Genomic DNA, 20,417 nt, shown 5'->3' on the forward strand with positions numbered 1-20,417 from the left:
CTTCCTCTCCTGACCGGAGGAACCGCATGAAACGCACCTTGGCGGCCTTACTGGCCGCTCTGCTGGTGAGCGTGGGCCTGGCCGCCCCCGCCGCCGCCCGCCCCCCGCTGCCGATCCGCGGCGCCGACATCTCCAGCCTCGCCAAGTCGGAGGCGTACGGCGGGATCTACCGCGACCGCCACGGCCGCCGCGACGACGCGCTGCGCCTCCTGGCGAAGGCGGGGCTGACCCACATCCGGCTGAAGGTCTGGGTGAACCCGGCCGACGGCTACAACGACAAGGCGCACGTGCTGGCCGTCGCCCGGCGCGCCAAGTCGCAGGGTCTGAAGCTGCTGGTGGACTTCCACTACTCCGACAGCTGGGCCGACCCCGGCAAGCAGAACAAACCGGCCGCCTGGGCGGCGTTGCCGTACGAGCAGCTGAAGCAGGCCGTCTACGCGCACACCTTCGACGTGCTGAACGCGCTGAAGGCGCAGGGCACCACCGCCGACCTGGTCCAGGTCGGCAACGAGCTGAACGGGGGACTGCTCTGGCCGGACGGGCGGTGGGACAACTGGCCGGGTATGGCCGGGCTGCTCAACGCCGGGTACGACGCGGTCAAGAAGGTCTCCCCGCGCAGCAAGGTGGTCCTGCACCTGGCCAACGGCGGCGACAACGGCCTCTACCGCTGGTGGTTCGACAACGCCGCCACCAACGGCATCAGGTACGACGTGATCGGCCTGTCCTACTACCCCTTCTGGCACGGCACCCTGGAGGCCTTCCAGGCCAACCTGAACGACGTCGCCGCCCGTTACGGCAAGCCGGTCCTGGTCGCCGAGACCGCCTACCCGTTCACCACGGCCGACAAGGACGGCTGGGAGAACATCATCACCTCGGCCGAGCCGTACCCCGGCTACCCGGCGACGCCGGAGGGCCAGACCGCCTTCCTGCGCAAGATGACCGACATCGTCAGGGCCGTGCCCGGCGGGCGTGGCCTGGGCTACTTCTACTGGGAGGCCACCTGGACCGGGGTGGCAGGGAACGGCTGGGATCCGGCTGATCCATCCTCCGGGAACGGCTGGGAGAACCAGGCACTGTTCGACTTCGACGACCGGGCGCTGCCCGCCCTCCAAGTGCTAGGAGTCGGCCGATGAGACTGCTCTCCCTGGTGGCCCTGCTGGCCGCCGCCCTGCTGGTCGCGCTCCCCGCCCGGGCCGCGAGCACCCTCACCAACACCGGCTTCGAGACCGTCAATCTGGCAGGCTGGAGCACCTCCGGCACCGCCTCCGCCGACTACCACGAGGCCGGGGGCCACAGCGGGAGCTACCGGCTCTCGCACTGGTCCACCGCCGCCTACACGGTGGAGACCTGGCAGGCGCTCAACGGTCTGGCCAACGGCACCTACACGCTGCGCGCCTGGGTGCGCGCGGGCGCGCACAGCCAGAGCTGGATCTCTCTCAAGAACTGCGGCGGCGCCGAACGCCGGACCTACGTCCCGGTCTCGGGTGACTGGGTGCGGGTGGCGGTCACCCAGACCGTGACCAACGGGCTCTGCACGGTCAGTCTCAACACCGCGGCCGCGGCGGGCGGCTGGGCCAACTTCGACGACGTGTCCTTCACCTCGGGTTCGGCCACGCTGTCCATCAAGGGCGCCGACGTCTCCAGCCTCGCCAAGTCGGAGGCGTACGGCGGGCGCTACTACACCGCGTCGGGAGTGCAGCAGAACGCCCTCAACATCCTGCGCGACAACGGGGTCAACTACGCCCGCCTCAAGGTCTGGGTGAACCCGGCCGACGGCTACAACAACAAGGCCAGGGTGCTGGCCATGGCCGCCAGGGCGAAGGCGCTCGGCATGGGCCTGCTGATCGACTTCCACTACTCCGACAGCTGGGCCGACCCCGGCAAGCAGTACAAGCCGGCGGCCTGGACCTCGATGTCGTTCGCCCAGCTCCAGACGGCCGTCTACAACCACACCTACGACGTGCTCAACGCGCTCAAGGCCCAGGGCACCACCGCGGACCTGGTCCAGGTGGGCAACGAGATCAATGACGGCATGCTCTGGGAGGACGGCCGCAGCTCCCGGTTCGGCCAGCTCGCCCAGCTGATCAACTCCGGCTACAACGCGGTCAAGGCGGTGTCGTCCGGCACCAGGGTCGTGCTGCACCTGGCCAACGGCGGCGACAACGGCCTCTACCGCTGGTGGTTCGACAGCGCTGCCGCCAACGGGGCCAGGTACGACGTGATCGGCATGTCGTACTACCCGTACTGGCACGGCTCGTTCGCCGCCTTCCAGTACAACATCGACGACATCGCCGCCCGGTATGGCAAGCCGGTCCTACTGGCCGAGACCGCCTACCCGTTCACCACCGGCACCGACGACGCCTTCGGCAACATGGTCACCGCGGCCACCCCCGTGAGCGGCTACCCGTCCTCCTCGGCCGGACAGTCGGCCATGCTGCGGGACATCATGAGCCTGGTCCAGGCCGTCCCCAACGGCCGCGGCCTGGGCGTCGTGTACTGGGAACCCACCTGGACGGCGGTGGCAGGCAACGGCTGGGACCCAACCAACCCGGCCTCCGGCAACGAATGGGAGAACCAAGCCCTGTTCGACTTCTCCGACCGGGCTCTCCCGGGGTTGACGCAGTTCACGCATCAGTGATGGAACGCCTTGGAACGGGGTGTCACGCCCTTATGTCGTGAACCCCGACCAAGGAGCCATGTCATATGCGTACGAACCGTAAGTTGATCGCCCTTCTGGCGGCCATCCCGCTGGGCCTCGGCCTGGTGGGATGCGCCGCCGGAGGTGGGGACGCCACCGCCAGGTCGGAAACGGTCATCTCGGAGGAGCCAGAGGCCAAGGAGATCGCCGAGCTGCCGAAGTTCCCAACCGACTTCGAACGCGTCTGCGCGGACGGTCTCGGCTTCTCGGGCCTGCCGGAATATCAGCGGTCCACCAAGGGTGTGCATCTGACGATGCCGATGTCCAAGTTCGAGGACAGCTGGACGCACGACACCTTCAACACCGACAAGTTCCCCAAGGGCTGGGTGGTCGGCCTGACCGGCGATGCGAACTTGCTACAGGACGCCTTGAAGACCGTCGAACTCGTCGTCTGCTTCGACGACCACACCGGAGAGTCCAAGGCGGGCAAGGTCTGCCAGATGGAGGACACCAAGACCAAGGAGAAATACCCGGTCACGATGTACAACACGACCTGGGAAGTCCGTGTCGTGAGTGCCAGGACCGGAGAGGCCATCTTCACCCACAAGGGCAAGGCGACCTCCACCGACTGCCCGATGTTTCGCATGATCTCAGGAGACGACGACCGCTCTAAGTACTACACGAAGGCCGGTGTTGAGGACTACCGCAAGTACGTCAAGCGCTTCATCTCCACCTGACCTGACTCCCCCGCCTCGCCGGTTCGCTGGAGTGCGGTGACCATCGTCTCCGGATGGCTTGCGGCGTTACTGGCGATTGCCCACGCCGGCTATGTCAACACAGTGGGCCCGATGTTTTCGGATCTCCCTATCCGTGTGGAAACTCTGTTCTATGTGGTCTGGATGGCTTGTTCCGGGCACGACCTGGTCGGACTGTCGAGGCGGCAGAGATGGCCGTCGTCCCGAAGAGCCCGACCATGCCGGTGCCAGGCAACGGCTCGGGAGTGTCCGTTCCGTAGAACCTCCGGCCGACGAAGGGCCGGAGGTTCTGTCGTTCAGGAGACCTCGGGGGCCGCTTCCCAGTCACGGCACGGGATGACCGCGTAGTGCCGGTAGAGCACCGCCACCGGCCCGGGCCCGTTGGGGGCCCTCAGCTCGATGGCCTCGGTGTAGGGCCCGCAGACGCAGTCCGGGGTGCCCTCGTGGGGGATGACGTCGTCCATAGGCAGGACGTGCACGAATCTAGACATCTTCGCTTCCCACTTTGCTTCGACCAGATTCTCAACTTACCACATACCGGGACAAAACGGACAACGTTTTGGGTGTGAGTTTTGGGGGGCCTCTCATGGCCGGCCGACCGCATTGACCTTTGTTGGGATGGACGGCAAACTAATTCAGAATTGACCGTCACATCCGTTGGAGTGCAGCGATGCCGTATCGTCCCCCTTTGGTTGCGCGCGAATACTTCGTCGCTGACCCTCCGGAATTACCTGTGCGGGAGCGCGGGGAGGCGGGGCTGTCGGCGCTGACGCGCGCCGAGGTGGTCGCCGTGGACGCCGCCGGTGTCACCTGCAAGGGGGTGACCTCGGCGGACGAGTCGCTGGTGGTGCGGGTCTGCGCGGCGGGGGAGGGCGTGATCCGGGTCCGGCTGAGCCAGGACGCCGACGCCCGCAGCCGCTCGGCTCGGGCGATCTCCCTGGTCACGCCGGGCACGGCGGCGGGGGCGACGGTGACCGTGGAAGACGACCGGGTGGTGGTGGACGCGGGCGCGGTCCGCGCCGAGATCCGGCTGAACCCGTGGAACATGCGCTTCACCGACGGCACCGGCCGCCTACTGGCGGAGCAGGACCCGGGGCGGCCGGACATCAGCGGCCGGTTGCGCACCCTCCCGTTCGGGCGCTCCACCGCCGACGGCACCACGGTCGCCTACCACGAGACCTTCCTGGTCCCGGCCGACGAGGCGTTCGGCGGGTTCGGGGAGTCGTTCACCCCCGTGAACAAGCGCGGCCAGCGGCCGTTGATGTGGAACTTCGACGCGTTCGGCGCGGAGTCCCAGCGGGCGTACAAGAACGTGCCGTTCTACCTGTCCAGCCGGGGTTACGGGATCGTGGTGGACAGCGGCATGCCGGTCGAGTTCGACATGTGCCAGTCCACCCACAGCGACGTGCAGATCATCGTCCCGGACGACCTGATCGACTACTACGTGCTGGGCGGCCCGACCCCCGCCGAGGTGCTCGGGCGGCTGGACGCGCTGACCGGCAAGCCGGTGCTGCCGCCGAAGTGGGCGTTCGGCGCGTGGATCTCGTCGGGCTTCTTCCGGGACACCCAGGAGCGGGTGCTTGAGCGGGCGCGGACCATCCGGGCCAAGGGCATCCCCTGCGACGTGCTGCACCTGGACACCTTCTGGCAGGCCGACGGGAACTGGTCCGACCTGCGCTGGGACCCGGTGGCCTTCCCCGACCCCGAGGGCATGCTGGCCACCCTGGCCGACCAGGGCTTCCAGGTCTGCCTCTGGATGAACCCCTACATCTCCCACCAGAGCCCCGTCTTCCAGGAAGCCGCCGAAGCCGGATATTTCCTGAAAAATCGTGACGGAGAGGACTACGTCGCCGACGTCTGGCACGGCTCCTTCCCGGCCTCCGGCATCCTCGACTTCACCAACCCCGAGGCCGCCGCCTGGTTCCGGGACCGGCTCAGGGGCCTGCTCCAGCAGGGCGTGGCGGTGTTCAAGACCGACTTCGCCGAGGGGGTGCCCGCCGACGCGGTCGCCGCCAACGGCATGACCGGCACCGAACTCCACAACGTCTACACGCTGCTCTTCAACGACCTGGTCATGGACGTCACCCACGAGGTCACCGGCCACCGCCTGGTCTGGGCCCGCTCCTCCTACCTGGGCGGCCAGCGCCACCCCGCGCAGTGGAGCGGCGATGTGGACGCCACCTACCCGGCCATGGGCAGCACCATCCGCGGCGGCCTCTCCCACGGCCTGTCCGGCATCCCGTTCTGGAGCCACGACGCCGGCGGTTTCACCGGCACCCCCACCCCCGACCTGTACGTGCGCTGGTCCCAGTTCGGCGCGCTCTCCCCGCTGGTCCGCTTCCACGGCACCACCAGCCGCGAGCCCTGGGAGTTCCCCGAGCATGCCGAACGCGGCGCGATCGAGGCGCTGAGGCTGCGCTACCGGCTCATGCCCTACCTCTACACGGCGGCGGTGACCGCGGCCGAGACGGGCGTCCCGATGATGCGCGCGCTCTGCGTGGACTACCCGGACGACCCGGTGGCCTGGCAGGCGGACCTGGAGTACCTGCTCGGCCCGGATCTGCTGGTGGCGCCGATGATCTCGGCCGACGGGATCCGCGACGTCTACCTGCCGGCCGGGTCGTGGGTGGACTACTGGACCGGCGAGACCCTGACCGGCGGCCGGTACATCACGGTCGCGCCGCACCTGGACCGCATCCCCCTCTACGTCCGGCACGGCGCGCTCATCCCCACCACCGTCCCCGGGGACACGGTGGCCGACAACCCCGACATCACTCTCGTCGCGTACGGCCTGCCGCAGGGCGTCAGCCGTACCGACATCAAGGACCTGGACGGAAGCACCGCGGTCGTCGCGACCGTGGACGGCGACCGGCTGCTGGTCAGCGCCGACGGGCCCAAACGGATCTCTCATGTCGAACTCGTCGGCGCCGCCGCCGAGATCGTCATCCATTAGGAGTTCACAAATGCGCAAATCCTCCATCGCCGTTCTCCTGGCGGCCGTGCTCGGCATGGCCGCCTGCGGAAGTACCGATACCCCCTCCTCCCCGCAGGCGTCCTCGGCCGCCCCGCGGACCCTCACCCTGTGGCACTACGAGGGCGCCGAGAGCGCCATGGGCAAGGCCTGGGCGGAGGCGATCAAGAAGTTCGAGGCCTCCCACCCCGGGGTGACGGTGAAGTTCGAGGAGAAGGGCTTCGAACAGATCCAGCGGACGGCGAGCATGGTCCTCAACTCCGACGAGGCCCCTGACCTGATGGAGTACAACAAGGGCAACGCCACCTCGGGGCTGCTCTCCAAGCAGGGGCTGCTGACCGACCTGTCGGAGGAGGCCGCCAAGCGCGGCTGGGACAAGGCGCTGTCGCCGTCGCTGCAGACCACCGCCCGCTACGACGAGCGGGGCATCATGGGGTCCGGCAAGTGGTTCGGCATCCCGAACTACGCCGAGTACGTGATGGTCTACTACAACAAGGACCTGTTCACGAAGCACAACGTCGCCGTGCCGACCACCTACGACGAGTTCGTCGCCGCGCTGGACACCTTCGTCAAGGCGGGCGTGACCCCGATCGCCAACGCGGGCGCCGAGTACCCGGCCCAGCAGATCTTCTACCTGCTCGCCCTCAGCAAGGCCAACCGCGCCTGGGTGGACAGCTACCAGCTGTACAAGGGCAAGGTCGACTTCCAGGGTCCCGAGCTCAGCTACGCCGCCACCACCTTCGCGGACTGGGTGAAGAAGGGCTACATCGCCAAGGACTCGGCGGGGATCAAGGCCGAGGACATGGGGGTCTCGTTCATCGGCGGCAAGTTCCCGATCATGGTCTCCGGCTCCTGGTGGTACGGGCGGCTCCAGTCCGAGATCAAGGACTTCGAGTGGGGCTCCTTCCTCTGGCCGGGCAACCAGATGTCGCCCGGTTCCTCGGGCAACCTCTGGGTGGTCCCGGAGAAGTCCGAGAACAAGGACCTCGCCTACGACTTCATCGACATCACGATGAGCAAGGAGATCCAGAACCTGCTCGGCAACTCGGGCGGCCTCCCGGTGGCGGCCGACCCGTCGGCGATCACCGACGCCAAGAGCAAGGAACTGGTGGAGAACTTCAACAAGCTCACCGCCCAGGACGGCCTGGCCTTCTACCCCGACTGGCCGGCGCCCGGGTACTACGACGTGCTGGTGGCCGGGGTCCAGGGCCTGATCAACGGCAAGGACCCGAAGGCCGTGCTCGACGAGATCGCCGCGCCGTACCAAGAGAACCTGGCGGACATCGGCGGATGAGAGCACGCCAGCGGGGATACTGGGTCTACCTGATCCCCAGCCTGATCCTGTTCACCGGCGTCATCGTGGTCCCGTTCGCGATGAACGTGGCCACCAGCTTCACCCGCTGGTCCGGGGTGGGCACGCCGACCTGGATCGGGTTCGAGAACTACGCACGACTGCTGGAGGACGACCGCTTCTGGGCGTCCTTCCAGCACAACGTCGCCCTCATCCTGGCGATGGCGGTCGTCCCCACGCTGATCGGCCTGGTGCTGGCCGCGGCGCTGTTCGACTACATCGCCAGGAGGTTCGGCCCACGGACCGCCTCGGCCCTGCGGGCCGCGTTCTACCTGCCGCAGGTGCTGCCGGTGGCGGTCGCGGGCGTGGTGTGGGGGTGGCTGCTGCACCCCTCCTACGGCGCGGTCAACCAGATCTTCGGCCTGGAGGTGGACTGGCTGGGCGACCCGTCGATCGCGCTGGCCACCGTGATGGCGGTGATGGTCTGGTTCCAGCTCGGCTACCCGGTGGTCATCTTCATGGCCGGCCTGCAGCGGGTGGATCCCGCGCTCTACGAGGCGGCCGAGATCGACGGCGCCGGCTGGTGGCGGCGGTTCTGGCACATCACCCTCGCGCAGATCCGGCCCGAGATCTTCGTGGTGCTGCTGACCTGTACGATCGCCGCGCTCAAGGTGTTCGGCCCGATCTTCGTGCTGACCCGGGGCGGCCCGGCCAACGCGACCATGGTGCCGTCCTACTTCTCGTACCTGAACTTCTTCCAGAAATCCAACGTCGGGTACGGCTCCGCCATCGCCACCGTGCTGGCGCTGATCATCGTGGTGGTCACCTTCCTGTTCCTGCGCGTCCAGGAGCGTGACGCATGAGGCGCTACTCGGTGCTGGCGGCCCTGGTGGTGCTCGCCTTCGTGATGCTGGTGCCGTTCCTGATCGTCGCGTTCAACGCGGTCAAGTCGCCCGCCGAGTACGCCTCAGGCGGGCCGCTCGCCCTGCCCGAGGGGCTCTACCTGGACGGCATCGTGCAGTTCTGGAACCGGGTGGACTTCGGGGGCAAGCTCTGGAACAGCCTGCTGATCAGCGGAACCGTGGCGGTGGCCGCGGTGGTGCTTTCTGTGCTCAACGCGTACGCGCTGGGGGTCGGGCGGGTGCGCGGGCGGCTGTCGATCCTGGTCGTCTTCCTGGTCGCCAACACGCTGCCGCAGGAGGCGCTGGTCTACCCGCTGTACTACCTGGCCAAGGCGGTGGGCCTGTACGACAGCCGGTTCTTCGTGATCGTGGTGTTCACCGTGATCCAGGCCGCGTTCGGCACCTACCTGCTCTCCGCGGTGCTCGGCCGGTTCCCCGCCGAGATCCTGGAGGCCGCCGCCATCGACGGCGCCGGGCGGTGGCGGGCGCTCTGGCGGATCGTGGTGCCGATCAGCAGGCCCACCCTGTCGGTGCTGCTGATCTTCTTCTTCATCTGGACCTGGAACGAGTTCTTCCTGCCGTTGGTCTTCCTCATCTCCAACGACAACCAGACCGTGCCGGTCGCCCTCGGCGTCCTTCAGGGCGAACGGTTCATGGACGCGACCATGTCGAGCGCGTCCGCGCTACTCGGCATCGTGCCCGCGGTGGCGTTCTTCCTGATCTTCCAGCGGACGCTGACCCGGGGGATCACGGTGGGCGCGATCAAGTAAGTGGTTCTCCACCTGACCTGGAGGCTGTTTCCGCATGTTCCGACGAGTTCTGCTGGCAGGGGCGCTGACCCTGACGCTCGGCTTCACCCCCGCCGCCGACCCCCCGTTCCGTGATCCCGGGCTGCCGCTCGCGGCCCGGATCGACGACCTGCTCGGCCGGTTGACCCTGGCCGAGAAGGTGTCCTTCCTGCACCAGTACCAGCCCGCCGTGGAGCGGCTGGGCATCGCCTCGTTCAAGACCGGGACCGAGGCGCTGCACGGCGTCGCGTGGTCCACCGACGTCGCCGCGGGCGGCGCCGTCCAGACGGCGGCCGGGACGGTCTTCCCGCAGGCCGTCGGGCTGGCCAGCACCTGGGACACGGCGCTGATCAAGCGGGTCGGCACGGCGGTCGGGACCGAGGCGCGCGGCTACCACGCGGAGGACCCCCGGGTGTGGGGGCTCCAGCTGTGGGCGCCGGTGGTCAACCTGCTCAGAGACCCGCGCTGGGGGCGGAACGAGGAGGGCTACTCCGAGGACCCGCTGCTGACCGGGGCGATCTCCACCGCGTACGCCAAGGGCATGACCGGCGACGACCCCGACCACCTGCGGACGGCCCCGGTGCTCAAGCACTACCTGGCCAACAACAACGAGGTCAACCGGACCACCACCAACTCCAGCCTGCCGCCCCGGGTGCTCAAGGAGTACGAGGAGCCCGCGTTCCGCACGGCCATCGCGGCCGACGCCGCCACCGGCGTGATGACCTCCTACAATGTGGTCAACGGCCGCCCGGCCACGGTCACCGACCTGTCGGAGGTGCGGAGCTGGACCTCTCGTGACCTCTTCTCGGTGACCGATGCGCACGCGCCCAACAACCTGGTCGACTCCCAGCAGTACTACCCCGACCTGGCCTCGGCGGACGCGGCCGTGCTCAGGGCCAAGGTGGACAGCTTCACCACCGACGACACCAACTCGCTGCGGACCATCGACGCGATCAACGAGGCGCTGTCCCGCGGGCTGATCACCGAGGCCGACGTGAACCGGGCCGTGCGGAACATCCTGAGCATCCGGTTCCGGCTCGGCGAGTTCGACCCGAACGGGGGGCCGTACGGGGGGATCACCAAGGACGTGGTGGACTCCCCGGCGCACCGCGCGCTCAACCGGGAGACCGCGGGCAAGGCCGCCGTGCTGCTGAAGAACTCCGGGCTGCTGCCGCTCACCCCCGGCAAGAAGGTCGCCGTCATCGGGCCGCTCGGGGACACCCTCTACACCGACTGGTACGGCGGCAGCCTGCCGTACCGGGTCACCCCGCGGGCCGGGATCGCCGAGCGGTCGCCCGCGGTCGCCGCCGAGGGCGTGGACCGGATCGCGCTCAAGCACGTGACCAGCGGCCGGTACGTCACCGCCACCGGCACCACCGACGCCCACACGGTCGGGGTCGCCGACGGGCTGACCCAGGCCGGGCAGTGGGACCTCACCGACTGGGGCGAGGGCGTGGTCACCCTGCGCAACGCCGCCAACAGCCGCTACCTCGGCTGGAACTGGACGCCGTTCGTCACCCGCGACGAGCAGCCCAACGGCTGGTTCGTGCAGCAGCAGTTCAAGCTGGAGCCCACCGGCAGCGGCGACTTCTACCTCAAGTACGTCGGGTACGAGATCACCCAGCCGTGGTTCTGGCTGCCTGAGACCTACGTGCAGGTGGACGCGGACGGCAAGCTCTCGGTGGGCGCCAAGGCGACCGCCGCCCGGTTCGCCAAGGAGGTCGTCACGGACGGGGTGGCCGCCGCGGTGGCCGCCGCCAAGTCCGCCGACGTGGCCGTGGTGGTGGTCGGCAGCATGCCGTTCATCAACGGCAGGGAGGACCACGACCGGAACGCCACCAGCCTCGCCGGAGGCCAGGAGGCCCTGGTCAAGGCGGTCCGCGCGGCCAACCCGAAGACCGTGGTGGTGCTGGAGAACAGCTACCCGACCACGATCGACTGGCTCCAGGACAACGTCCCGGCCATCCTGTGGACCACCCACGCGGGCGCCGAGACCGGGCACGGCATCGCCGACGTCCTGTACGGGAACATCAACCCGGCGGGCCGGCTGACCCAGACCTGGTACCGGGCGAGCGCCCAGCTCCCGGCGATCACCGACTACGACATCATCAAGTCCGGCTCGACCTATCTGTACTACCAGGGCAACCCGCTCTACCCGTTCGGGCACGGGCTCTCGTACACGACCTTCGGCTACCAGAGCCTGAAGGTCACGCCGACCGCCACCGGCTACGAGGTCTCCGTCAAGGTGACCAACACCGGGTCGCGGAAGGGCGACGAAGTGGTCCAGCTCTACACCCACCAGCACCGTTCCCGGGTCAAGCAGCCGGTGAAGCAGCTGCGCGGCTTCCAGCGGGTGACCCTCGCGCCGGGGGCCTCGACCACCGTCAAGTTCCCGATCGCCAAGTCCGACCTGGCCCTGTGGGACGTGACCCGGAACCGTTTCGTCACCGAGACCGCCACCCACGACGTCCTGGTCGGCTCCTCCTCGGCCGCGATCCGGCAGCGGACCACCGTCAACGTCGCCGGCGAGACCATCCCGCGCCGCGACCTGACCAGGTCGACCCGGGCGAGCGACTTCGACGACTACACGGGCATCGAACTCCTCGACGAGAGCAAGGCCTCCGGCACCGCCGTCGGCTTCACCTCCGGCGACTGGATCGCCTTCAAGGACAGTGACCTGCGCGCACCGGCGGCCCTCACCGCCGGCGTCGCGTCGGTCGGCGGCGGCTCCCTCCAGGTCCGCCTCGGCTCCCCGACCGGCCGCCTGCTGGGCACCCTCACGGTGCCCGCCACCGGCGACCGGTACGCCTACACCACCGCCACCGTCCCGCTGGCCAAGGCGAACGGCCCCCAGGACGTCTACCTGGTCGGCACCGGCGACCTGAGGATCCGCTCACTGGCACTCCAGTGACCGCTGGGCGCCCGGCCGTGGCCGGGCGCCCCTGTCGGCCGCCCTGGCCTGGCTGGGCGTGCTCGTCCTCCCGCTGCTCGCGGCGGGCTTCCGGCGCTGATCGATACCGGAGGTCGATATCGGCCGCCGGAATCGGCGAAGGCAGCTGATTAGATTTCGCTATCCTCCCGCTATGGCCGAATCGACCGGGGAAATGCTGGCCGCTCGGTATCGCCTGCTCCGTCCTCTCGGTTCTGGCGGCATGGGCACTGTCTGGCTGGCCAGGGATGAGACGCTCGACCGCGAGGTGGCGGTCAAGGAGCTGCGTTTCCCCGAGGGACTGGACGAGCGCAAACGCGCCGAGATGGTGGCCAGGGTGATGCGCGAGGCGGAGGTCACCGCCCGGCTGCGCCACCCCGCCATCGTCGCCGTGCACGACGTCCTGGTCGAGGGCGGCAAACCGTGGATCGTGATGGAGCGCCTGCACGGCCGCAACCTCGGCGAGGAGGTCCGCGTCCACGGCCCGCTGCCCGCCCCGCAGGTGGCCGAGATCGGCGCGCGCATGCTGGAGGCGCTGGCCGCCGCGCACGCGCTCGGCGTGCAGCACCGCGACGTCAAACCCGCCAACGTCTTCCTGACCGGCGACGGCCGGGTGGTGCTGACCGACTTCGGCATCGCCCGCCCCGCCGACACCACCGCCCTGACCGGGGACGGGCTGCTGGTCGGCTCGCCCGGGTACATCGCCCCCGAGCGGCTCTCCGGCGAGCCGGGCGGCCCGGCCGCCGACCTCTGGTCGCTGGGCGCCACCCTGTACCTGGCGCTGGAGGGCACGCCGCCGTTCAAGGGCAGCCAGGTCGAGGTGCTCTACGCCACCGTGGCCAAGGACGTGCCGGTGCCGCGCGCGGAGGGCCCGATCGGGCCGCTGATCCGGTGGATGTTGTCCAGGGACCCGTCAGGCCGGCCGGAGCCCGCGGCCGCGCTGGAACTGTTCCGGCAGATCGCCAGGGGCGGCATGCCCGAGATCACCATGCCCATGCACGCCCGGCGGCCCCGCGCCCGCTGGTGGTGGATCCTGCCCGTCATCCCGGTGGTGGCCGCCGCCGCGATCTTCGTGCCGTGGGGCGGCGCAGAACCCGGGACCCCCGTACGGCGGCCGTCGCCGGTCTTCGCCCAGCCGGTCGACCTCTGCACGGTGTTATCGGAGGCCGAGGTCACCGCCCTGATCGGCACGGCGGCCCCCAGTAAGAAGATCGAGAAGGGCTGCCAGTGGACCGTTGACGGCCGGGGCGTGCGCATCGACCCGGAGACCGACTCCGACACCCCCGACCCGTGGGCGCTGACCACGGAGTCCGCCCGCACCCTGCTCGGCGGCCTCCGGCGGCGCTTCGACAACGGCCTCCGGGAGGGCCAGTTCATCTGGTACGAGATCGGGGCCGACCGCAAGCGGCAGGTGGTGCTCTCCCGGCCCAGGGACCTGCCGGACGTGGGCGAGGAGGCGTTCGCCACCGACGTGAGCACCGTGGACGGCCGGATCATGGGCGGCCTCGTCTACTTCCGCCTCGGCGACCTGGTCGGCAAGGTGGAGTACGCCGACCTGGGCGAGCAGACCCCTGACCAGATCCGCGCCGCGGCCACCCGGGCGGCCAGGGTGGCGGCCGAGACGTTGTGGAGCCGGGCGTAGTGGAGTCGCGCGCGGTGGAACTGCTGGCCGGGCGGTACCGGCTCGTCGAGGCGCTCGGCCAGGGCGGCGCGGGCACCGTCTGGCACGCCCACGACGAGCTGCTCAGGCGTGAGGTCGCGGTCAAGCAGATGCGGGTGCCTGACGGGCTCACCCCCGCCCAGCTGGCCGAGTACACCGGCCGCGCGCTCGGCGAGGCCCGGGCCGCCGGGCGGCTCAGCCACCCCGCCATCGTCATGATCCACGACGTGGTGCCGCACCGGGGGCAGCCGTGGATCGTGATGGACCTGGTGCCGGGCACCTCGCTCGACAAGCTGATCCCGCTGCCGTCCGAGCGGGTCGCCGAGATCGGGCTGAACATCCTGGACGCGCTGGAGCTCGCCCACCGCAACGGCATCCTGCACCGGGACGTGAAACCCGCCAACGTGCTGGTCGCCGAGGACGGGCGGGCCATGCTCGCCGACTTCGGCATCGCCGCGCCGCTCGGCGCCGACCCCGCCGACAGCTCGGGGTCACCCGCGTACATGGCGCCGGAACGGTTCCGGGCCGAGCCCGCTGGACCGCCCTCCGACCTGTGGTCGCTGGGCGCCACCCTCTACATGGCCGTCGAGGGCCGGGGGCCGTTCCACCGCGACCTTCCGGCCGCCGTGGTGGCCGCCGTGCTCATGCACGAGCCGCCCCCGATGATCAGGGCCACCCCCGGCCTGGCCCGGGTGGTGCTGGCCCTGCTGGACAAGGATCCCGCCCGCCGTCCTCCCGCGCCCGCCGTCCGCCACCTTCTGCAGTCACTGCTGCCCGCCCCCGTCGTGGTACGGCCCCGGCGTACCGGCCGCCTGATCGCCTGGGGCGCGCTGGCCGTGGCCGTCGGCGTCGGGGCGGGGCTGGGGGCGTGGATGCTGGCCTCCGGCGGCCCCGGCGCGCCCGGGAGGTTCGCCGCGCTGCCCGATCCCTGCCAGAGCCTCACCCAGCGGCAGGTTGACGAGCTGCTGGGGGCCGGCGCGGACGCGGAGGACAGATCCGGCGACAGCTGCCGATGGGTGCACCACCGGGACGGCACCAGTGTCCAGGTCAGCTTCTGGCTCTCCCCGCCCGGGTCCGGCGAGGACGCCGCCGGGCGGGCCTTCGCGCAGCGGCGGGCCGGGTCCGGTGGGTCCGGTGGGTCGGGTGCCTCGGCTGGTGCCGAGGACCTGCCGGGGATCGCCGACGAGGCGTTCACCCGCGATGTGCTGGATCCGGTCGCGCCGGGCGCAGCCGTGTCGTTCCGCCGGAGCAATCTGATCGTCGAAGTCGTCTACGGGCAGGCGAGCGCGTCCGGTGCCCCGCCCCCGTCCCAGCGGACCGCCGCCAGGCAGGCCGCCGCCCGTGCCGCCCAGCTGATCGGCGCCGGGCTCGGCTAGCCCGTCCCTCACCTTCTCCAGGAGACACCCATGTCCGACTCCACCGGCACCCCGTGGGACCCGTTCCGCCCCCCGGTCCGCCGTCCCCATACCGACCCCAATCCGGATCCACGCACCTTCTTTTCCTCGCCCTATCCCGACCCGCCCGAAGAACCTGATCCCGCCCCGGAACCACCCCCGGCGGACGGCGAACAGCTCCCCAGACGGTCCCCGGGCGCCGCCCTCAACGCCGACCCCCTTCGTCCCCAGGCCCCGCCGCGGGACTTCGGCATGTTCCGCCCGAAGCCTCCGGTGCCCCCGATGCCCGAGCCCGGCGCGGGGGAGTCCACCGACCCCATCGTGGCGGAGCAGGTGGCGGTTCCCCGTGACCGGCCGGGAGACGGCGTGCCCGGGGAACCCCTGGATCCAGGCCCGGCGGGTATTCCGGAGGAGCCGGAGACCGGTCCGGTCGATCGGGTGGTGCCGGGTCCTGCGCCATGGGCCACCGGGGGATACGTGTCCGGGGAACGCCCCCGGTTACGGCTGGTCCATGACGAGGAGGAGCCCGCCGGCCCTGAGGACGGCTGGGCGAGCCCGCTCCCACCCCCACCCGAAGTCAGCTGGGCCAACCCGCCAACCGCCTCGGCCCCTCCCGGCGAACCCCCGACGACCGATATTTCGGGATGGCGGGGAAACCCGGGGGGACCGATCGGCACCGGCCCACATCCGACCGATCCGGGAAGCGGCCCGACCGCCCTGGGAAACGGCCCGACCGACCCGGAAGGCTTCGCAGCCCCCGGGTTCGGCCTTCCCGGACCGTTCGGCGCCGCTGGTGGGCCCGAAATGTCCCCTGGGCCGCCCACCGGTCCCGGGATGCCTCCAGGGCCACCTGCCGGTCCCGGGATGCCTCCAGGGCCACCTACCGACTCCGGGATGCCTCCAGGGCCATCAACCGGTCCCGGGGTGCCCCCGGGGCCGCCTGGCGGTCCCGCGGCTCCCTTCGGGGCATCGGGCGGATTCGGCGCACCTGAAGCGTTTGGCAGCCCCGGCCCTCCGCAGGGCCCCGGCGCACCCTTCGGTGGCGAAGGTCCCAAGGGATGGCTCGGGGCACAGCCGCCGCCGCCCAACGCCGCCGATGCCCAGGGCGGCCCACCGCCTCCCGATCAGTCGGGGCCATGGCGGGGAGGCCCGGCGGGTTCCGGCCAACAGGCGTGGCAGCCGGGGCAGTCGGGGCAGTCGGGGCCCGCGGCGCCGTGGCAGCCAGGTAAGCCCGAGTCGTACCCGGTGGAGCAGTGGCAGGGCCCCGGGAGCGGGCCCTGGCCGGGCACCACGCAGCCGGGCGGCGGCTGGCAGGGACCCCCGCGCAAACGTCCGGGCTGGCTGGTGCCGGTGCTGGCGCTGGTGGTGGTGATCCTGGTCGCGGGCGGCACCTTCGTGTTCATGAACTCGCGCACCCAGGGGCAGACGCCCGTCGCGGCCACCTCCCAGGGCGGCGCCCCGGGTACGGCGGAGCAGCCCGCGCCAGGGGGAGGCAACGCCGACGTCTGCGCCATGCTCGACCCGGTCGAGGCCGACCGCCTGGTGCCCCGCGCCAAGATCGACTCCAGGACCAGCGACAACCGCGACGACACCATCGTCAGCTACGTGCGCTGGACCTGCACCTGGGCCAACCGCGACATCTCCTACAAGGACGTCACCCGCAGCCGCGAGATCGTCATCAACGTCGCCCGCTACGAGGCGCTCGGCGACACCACCGCCGAGAAGGCCGCCAAGATCCAGTACAACGGCGAGGTGAACCAGTACACCTACGGCGGCGAGCACTCCACCGCCGAGCGCTACTACTCCAAGCCGACCACCCTCACCGGCATCGGCGAGGAGGCCGTCGCCCAGTACCAGTGGGTTCGCGAGAAGGACCACTACTACGCCTTCGGCACCGGCATGGGCCGGGTCGGCAACGTCACCTTCCAGGTCAGGTTCGAGGCCAGCCAGCAGCACAAGGAAGCCGACCTGTTCTCCACCGACACCAAGCAGGCGATCACCGAGGACAACGCGCTCCGCGAGGTCAAGGGCCTGCTCACCCAGCTGGCCCAGTCGGTGACCGCCTGGCAGCAGGGCAAGCCCAACCCGTTCGCGGACCGCGCCCGCCCGAGCCCGAGCCCCAGCGAGAGCCCCAAACCGGTCCGCATCGAGCTCCCGCCGTACTGCGTCGCCGTCAACCCGCTCGCCGCCGAGCTGGCCCCGGACACCAAGGGCGCGGCCGGCGTCACCCCGGAGAAGAACGGCAAACTGACCGAGTGCCAGTGGTGGAACGACCAGCTGCCGATCGACGGCGGCAAGATCCGCTGGCGGAACCTGCTGGTCAGCGTGCACGAGTTCAACAGCGCGGAGAACGCCCGCTACTTCCTGGTCGACCAGCGCGGCAAGACCAAGTTCACCGCCGGCTCCCGGATCGGCGGCATCGCGTGGAGCAAGATCGTGAAACTGCCCGGCATCGGCGAGGACAACTTCGCCCAGGCCATCAAGCAGAAGACCGACACGGCCTACTCCTCCCGGTACGTGATCTACGCCCTCCAGGGCAACCGCGTGGTCGAGGTCCTGCTCGGCGGCAGCGACCGCCCGGCGGGCACCCCCATCAACTCCACCGACTCGGTCCTGATGGACCTGCGGGAGGCCAGGGACGGCGCCACGTCCGCCATCACCACCGTGCTGGGCGCGTTCTGAACCCCGTCCGGTACGGCTCCGGCGTGAGCCGTACCGGACGAGGAATGGCCCGATGATCTGCGGGTATGCCCCACGGGGAACCGATACGGGGGGAATCATGGCGGCCTGTGAAGTCTGCGGAAACGACTACGACATGGCGTTCGAGGTGCACGCGCAGGGAGCGGTGCACACGTTCGACAGTTTCGAGTGTGCGATCACCCGGATGGCGCCGCTGTGCGAGCACTGCAAGTGCCGCATCATCGGCCACGGCGTGGACGCCAACGGTCACTGGTACTGCTGCGCGCACTGCGCCCGCACGGCGGGGGTGAAGTCCATCGTGGACCGGGTGTCGGCCTGACCGGCCGGCTGCCTACGGCTCGAAGGCCACGAGCCGGAGGATGAGGTAGCCGTCGCCGTCGCGGACCGGCGGGAAGGTCGTGCCGGGCACGGCCTTGAAGACCTCCGGGTGCTCGTCCCTGGTGACCACGCCGAACATGTCGCCGGGCAGCGTCATGCCCAGCGCGTCGGCCCGCCGGGCGGCGGCGTAGAAGCTGCCGCCGGTCTCCAGTTCGGCGCCGATCGTGACGGCGGCGGCCTCGTCGGCGAGTCTGATGAAGGCCACCCTGGCCCGGTCGGGCTGGGCGGTCTGGGCGCTGAGGTAGTCCTCGATCTCCCAGATCAGCAGCTCGCCGAGATACTGGGGGGTGTCTCTCCACATGAACGGGATCTTTCCTGTTCTCGCTTGACGATTGCTTGTCCCTGGATTGCAACAGATCGTGATCAACTGGATCTGCGGTGCCTGCCAGGTTGCCATTAACTCACATATCGTCATTCATCCGGTGAAGGTTCCGGAGACCCTTCACCCTTTCGGAGACGTCGCTCACACTGGGCGATGTGAGCGACTTTGATGTGCTTGTTCTCGGTTCCGGGCCCGGAGGGCAGAAAGCCGCGATCGCGGCGGCCAAGCTGGAACGCCGAGTGGGGATCGTCGAACGACGGGACATGATCGGGGGCGTGTGCATCAACACCGGCACGATCCCCTCCAAGACCATGCGTGAGGCCGTGCTCTATCTGACCGGCCTCAGCCAGCGTGAGATGTACGGCCGCAACTACCGCGTCAAGGAGGAGATCACCGTCGCCGACCTCACGGCCCGCACCCAGCACGTGGTCGGCCGCGAGGTGGAGGTGATCAGAAACCAGCTGTCCCGCAACCACATCACCGTGCTGGGCGGCCTCGGCCACTTCATGGACCCGCACACGGTCGCGGTCGTCGACGACAAGGGCCGGGAGACCAAGGTCACCGCCGACAAGATCATCATCGCCACGGGCACCCGCCCGGCCCGCCCGGACACGGTGGAGTTCGACGGCAACACGATCATCGACTCGGACGGCATCCTCCAGCTGGAGCGGGTCCCCGACTCGATGGTGGTGGTCGGCGCCGGGGTCATCGGCATCGAGTACGCCTCGATGTTCGCCGCGCTCGGCACCAAGGTCACCGTGGTGGAGCGGCGCGACCGCATGCTGGAGTTCTGCGACCTGGAGGTCATCGAGGCGCTCAAGTACCACCTGCGCGACCTGGCGGTCACCTTCCGGTTCGGGGAGAGCGTGGCCGCTGTGGAACGCCGCGAGCGCGGCGCGCTGACCATCCTGGAGAGCGGCAAGAAGATCCCCGCCGCCACCGTCATGTACTCGGCCGGCCGACAGGGCATGACCGAGAACCTGGCCTTACACGCGGCCGGCCTGACCGCCGACGCCCGCGGCCGGATCACCGTCGACCAGTACTACCGGACCGAGGTCCCGCACATCTACGCGGTCGGCGACGTGATCGGCTTCCCCGCCCTGGCCGCCACCTCCATGGAACAGGGCCGCCTGGCCGCCTACCACGCCTGCGACGAGCCGGTGAACAGCATCCACCTGCTCCAGCCCATCGGCATCTACACCATCCCCGAGATCAGCTTCGTCGGCCGCACCGAGGACGAACTCACCGACGCCGCCATCCCCTTCGAGGTCGGCATCTCCCGCTACCGCGAACTGGCCCGCGGCCAGATCATCGGCGACACCTACGGCATGCTCAAACTCCTGGTCTCCGCCGAGGACCGCTCCCTGCTCGGCGTCCACGTCTTCGGCACCGGCGCCACCGAACTCATCCACATCGGCCAGGCCGTCATGGGCTGCGGCGGCACCATCGACTACCTCGTGGACGCCGTCTTCAACTACCCCACCCTCGCCGAGTCCTACAAGGTCGCCGCCCTCGACGCCATGAACAAACTCCGCCGCGTGGCCCGCTTCGCCGACTACTAACCTGGGGCTTTCGCCTGGGAAGCGGCCGGAACCGATCGTTAAACGTGAAAAGTGCCTTGAGCTGGAAGGATTGGACTTGCTGAGGGTCCTGTCCGCACCAACTCGAAAGGCACTTTCCGAGTGCACT

Annotated in this window: 15 protein-coding genes; 13 read left to right on the plus strand and 2 right to left on the minus strand. The window is 69.7% G+C overall.

What is annotated here, in order from left to right:
- Positions 1-26: 26 nt before the first annotated feature.
- The 3 genes from KIP79_RS27005 to KIP79_RS27015 all read left to right on the plus strand — a co-directional run bounded on the left by KIP79_RS27005 (position 27) and on the right by KIP79_RS27015 (position 3,375).
- Positions 27-1,133, plus strand: coding sequence for a glycoside hydrolase family 53 protein (locus tag KIP79_RS27005; RefSeq protein WP_214107733.1), 1,107 nt, complete (start codon positions 27-29; stop codon positions 1,131-1,133).
- The gene (locus KIP79_RS27010) at positions 1,130-2,638 is read left to right on the plus strand and encodes a glycosyl hydrolase 53 family protein (protein WP_214107734.1); all 1,509 of its coding nucleotides are present in this window, start codon (positions 1,130-1,132) and stop codon (positions 2,636-2,638) included. The genes KIP79_RS27005 and KIP79_RS27010 overlap by 4 nt, the downstream gene beginning before the upstream one ends.
- A 65-nt stretch (positions 2,639-2,703) precedes the next feature.
- A complete protein-coding gene (locus tag KIP79_RS27015; protein WP_214107735.1) occupies positions 2,704-3,375 on the plus strand; it encodes a hypothetical protein in 672 nt (223 codons plus the stop codon).
- A 314-nt stretch (positions 3,376-3,689) separates the two neighbouring features.
- Here KIP79_RS27015 and KIP79_RS27020 read toward each other — a convergent pair whose 3' ends face one another.
- The gene (locus tag KIP79_RS27020; protein WP_214107736.1) at positions 3,690-3,884 is read right to left on the minus strand and encodes a hypothetical protein; all 195 of its coding nucleotides are present in this window, start codon (positions 3,882-3,884) and stop codon (positions 3,690-3,692) included.
- A 242-nt stretch (positions 3,885-4,126) separates the two neighbouring features.
- On the opposite strand from KIP79_RS27020, the gene KIP79_RS27025 reads away from it, so the two are divergent.
- The 9 genes from KIP79_RS27025 (at position 4,127) to KIP79_RS27065 (ending at position 18,347) form a co-directional block, all read left to right on the plus strand.
- Positions 4,127-6,346: a TIM-barrel domain-containing protein gene (locus KIP79_RS27025; protein ID WP_308169913.1), complete on the plus strand. Its 2,220-nt coding sequence runs from the start codon at positions 4,127-4,129 to the stop codon at positions 6,344-6,346.
- Positions 6,347-6,356: 10 nt separating this feature from the next.
- Positions 6,357-7,658: an ABC transporter substrate-binding protein gene (locus KIP79_RS27030; RefSeq protein WP_214107738.1), complete on the plus strand. Its 1,302-nt coding sequence runs from the start codon at positions 6,357-6,359 to the stop codon at positions 7,656-7,658.
- Complete coding sequence (locus KIP79_RS27035) at positions 7,655-8,518, plus strand: carbohydrate ABC transporter permease (RefSeq protein WP_214107739.1); 864 nt, start codon at positions 7,655-7,657, stop codon at positions 8,516-8,518. The genes KIP79_RS27030 and KIP79_RS27035 overlap by 4 nt, the downstream gene beginning before the upstream one ends.
- Positions 8,515-9,327, plus strand: coding sequence for a carbohydrate ABC transporter permease (locus tag KIP79_RS27040; RefSeq protein ID WP_214107740.1), 813 nt, complete (start codon positions 8,515-8,517; stop codon positions 9,325-9,327). Before KIP79_RS27035 ends, KIP79_RS27040 begins: the two co-directional genes overlap by 4 nt.
- A gap of 34 nt (positions 9,328-9,361) precedes the next feature.
- Positions 9,362-12,256 carry a glycoside hydrolase family 3 protein gene (locus KIP79_RS27045; RefSeq protein ID WP_214107741.1) on the plus strand — a complete coding sequence of 965 codons (2,895 nt, stop codon included), beginning with the start codon at positions 9,362-9,364 and terminating at the stop codon, positions 12,254-12,256.
- Between the two features lie 172 nt (positions 12,257-12,428).
- Positions 12,429-13,916, plus strand: coding sequence for a serine/threonine-protein kinase (locus KIP79_RS27050; protein ID WP_214107742.1), 1,488 nt, complete (start codon positions 12,429-12,431; stop codon positions 13,914-13,916).
- Positions 13,916-15,310, plus strand: a complete 1,395-nt coding sequence (locus tag KIP79_RS27055; protein ID WP_214107743.1) for a serine/threonine-protein kinase — start codon at positions 13,916-13,918, stop codon at positions 15,308-15,310. The genes KIP79_RS27050 and KIP79_RS27055 overlap by 1 nt, the downstream gene beginning before the upstream one ends.
- Before the next feature lie 1,263 nt (positions 15,311-16,573).
- Positions 16,574-18,010, plus strand: a complete 1,437-nt coding sequence (locus KIP79_RS27060) for a hypothetical protein (RefSeq protein ID WP_214107744.1) — start codon at positions 16,574-16,576, stop codon at positions 18,008-18,010.
- Between the two features lie 97 nt (positions 18,011-18,107).
- Complete coding sequence (locus KIP79_RS27065) at positions 18,108-18,347, plus strand: metallothionein (protein WP_214107745.1); 240 nt, start codon at positions 18,108-18,110, stop codon at positions 18,345-18,347.
- A gap of 12 nt (positions 18,348-18,359) precedes the next feature.
- Here the strand turns inward: KIP79_RS27065 and KIP79_RS27070 are convergent, their stop codons facing one another.
- Positions 18,360-18,707: a peptidylprolyl isomerase gene (locus KIP79_RS27070; protein ID WP_214107746.1), complete on the minus strand. Its 348-nt coding sequence runs from the start codon at positions 18,705-18,707 to the stop codon at positions 18,360-18,362.
- Positions 18,708-18,883: 176 nt separating this feature from the next.
- Here KIP79_RS27070 and sthA point away from each other — a divergent pair, with 176 nt between their 5' ends.
- Entirely contained in the window at positions 18,884-20,290 is a 1,407-nt protein-coding gene (gene sthA / locus KIP79_RS27075; RefSeq protein ID WP_214107747.1) for a Si-specific NAD(P)(+) transhydrogenase, read from the plus strand.
- Positions 20,291-20,417: the final 127 nt, after the last annotated feature.

The organism is Acrocarpospora catenulata, assembly GCF_018476525.1.
Classification (GTDB): Bacteria; Actinomycetota; Actinomycetes; order Streptosporangiales; family Streptosporangiaceae; genus Acrocarpospora; species Acrocarpospora catenulata.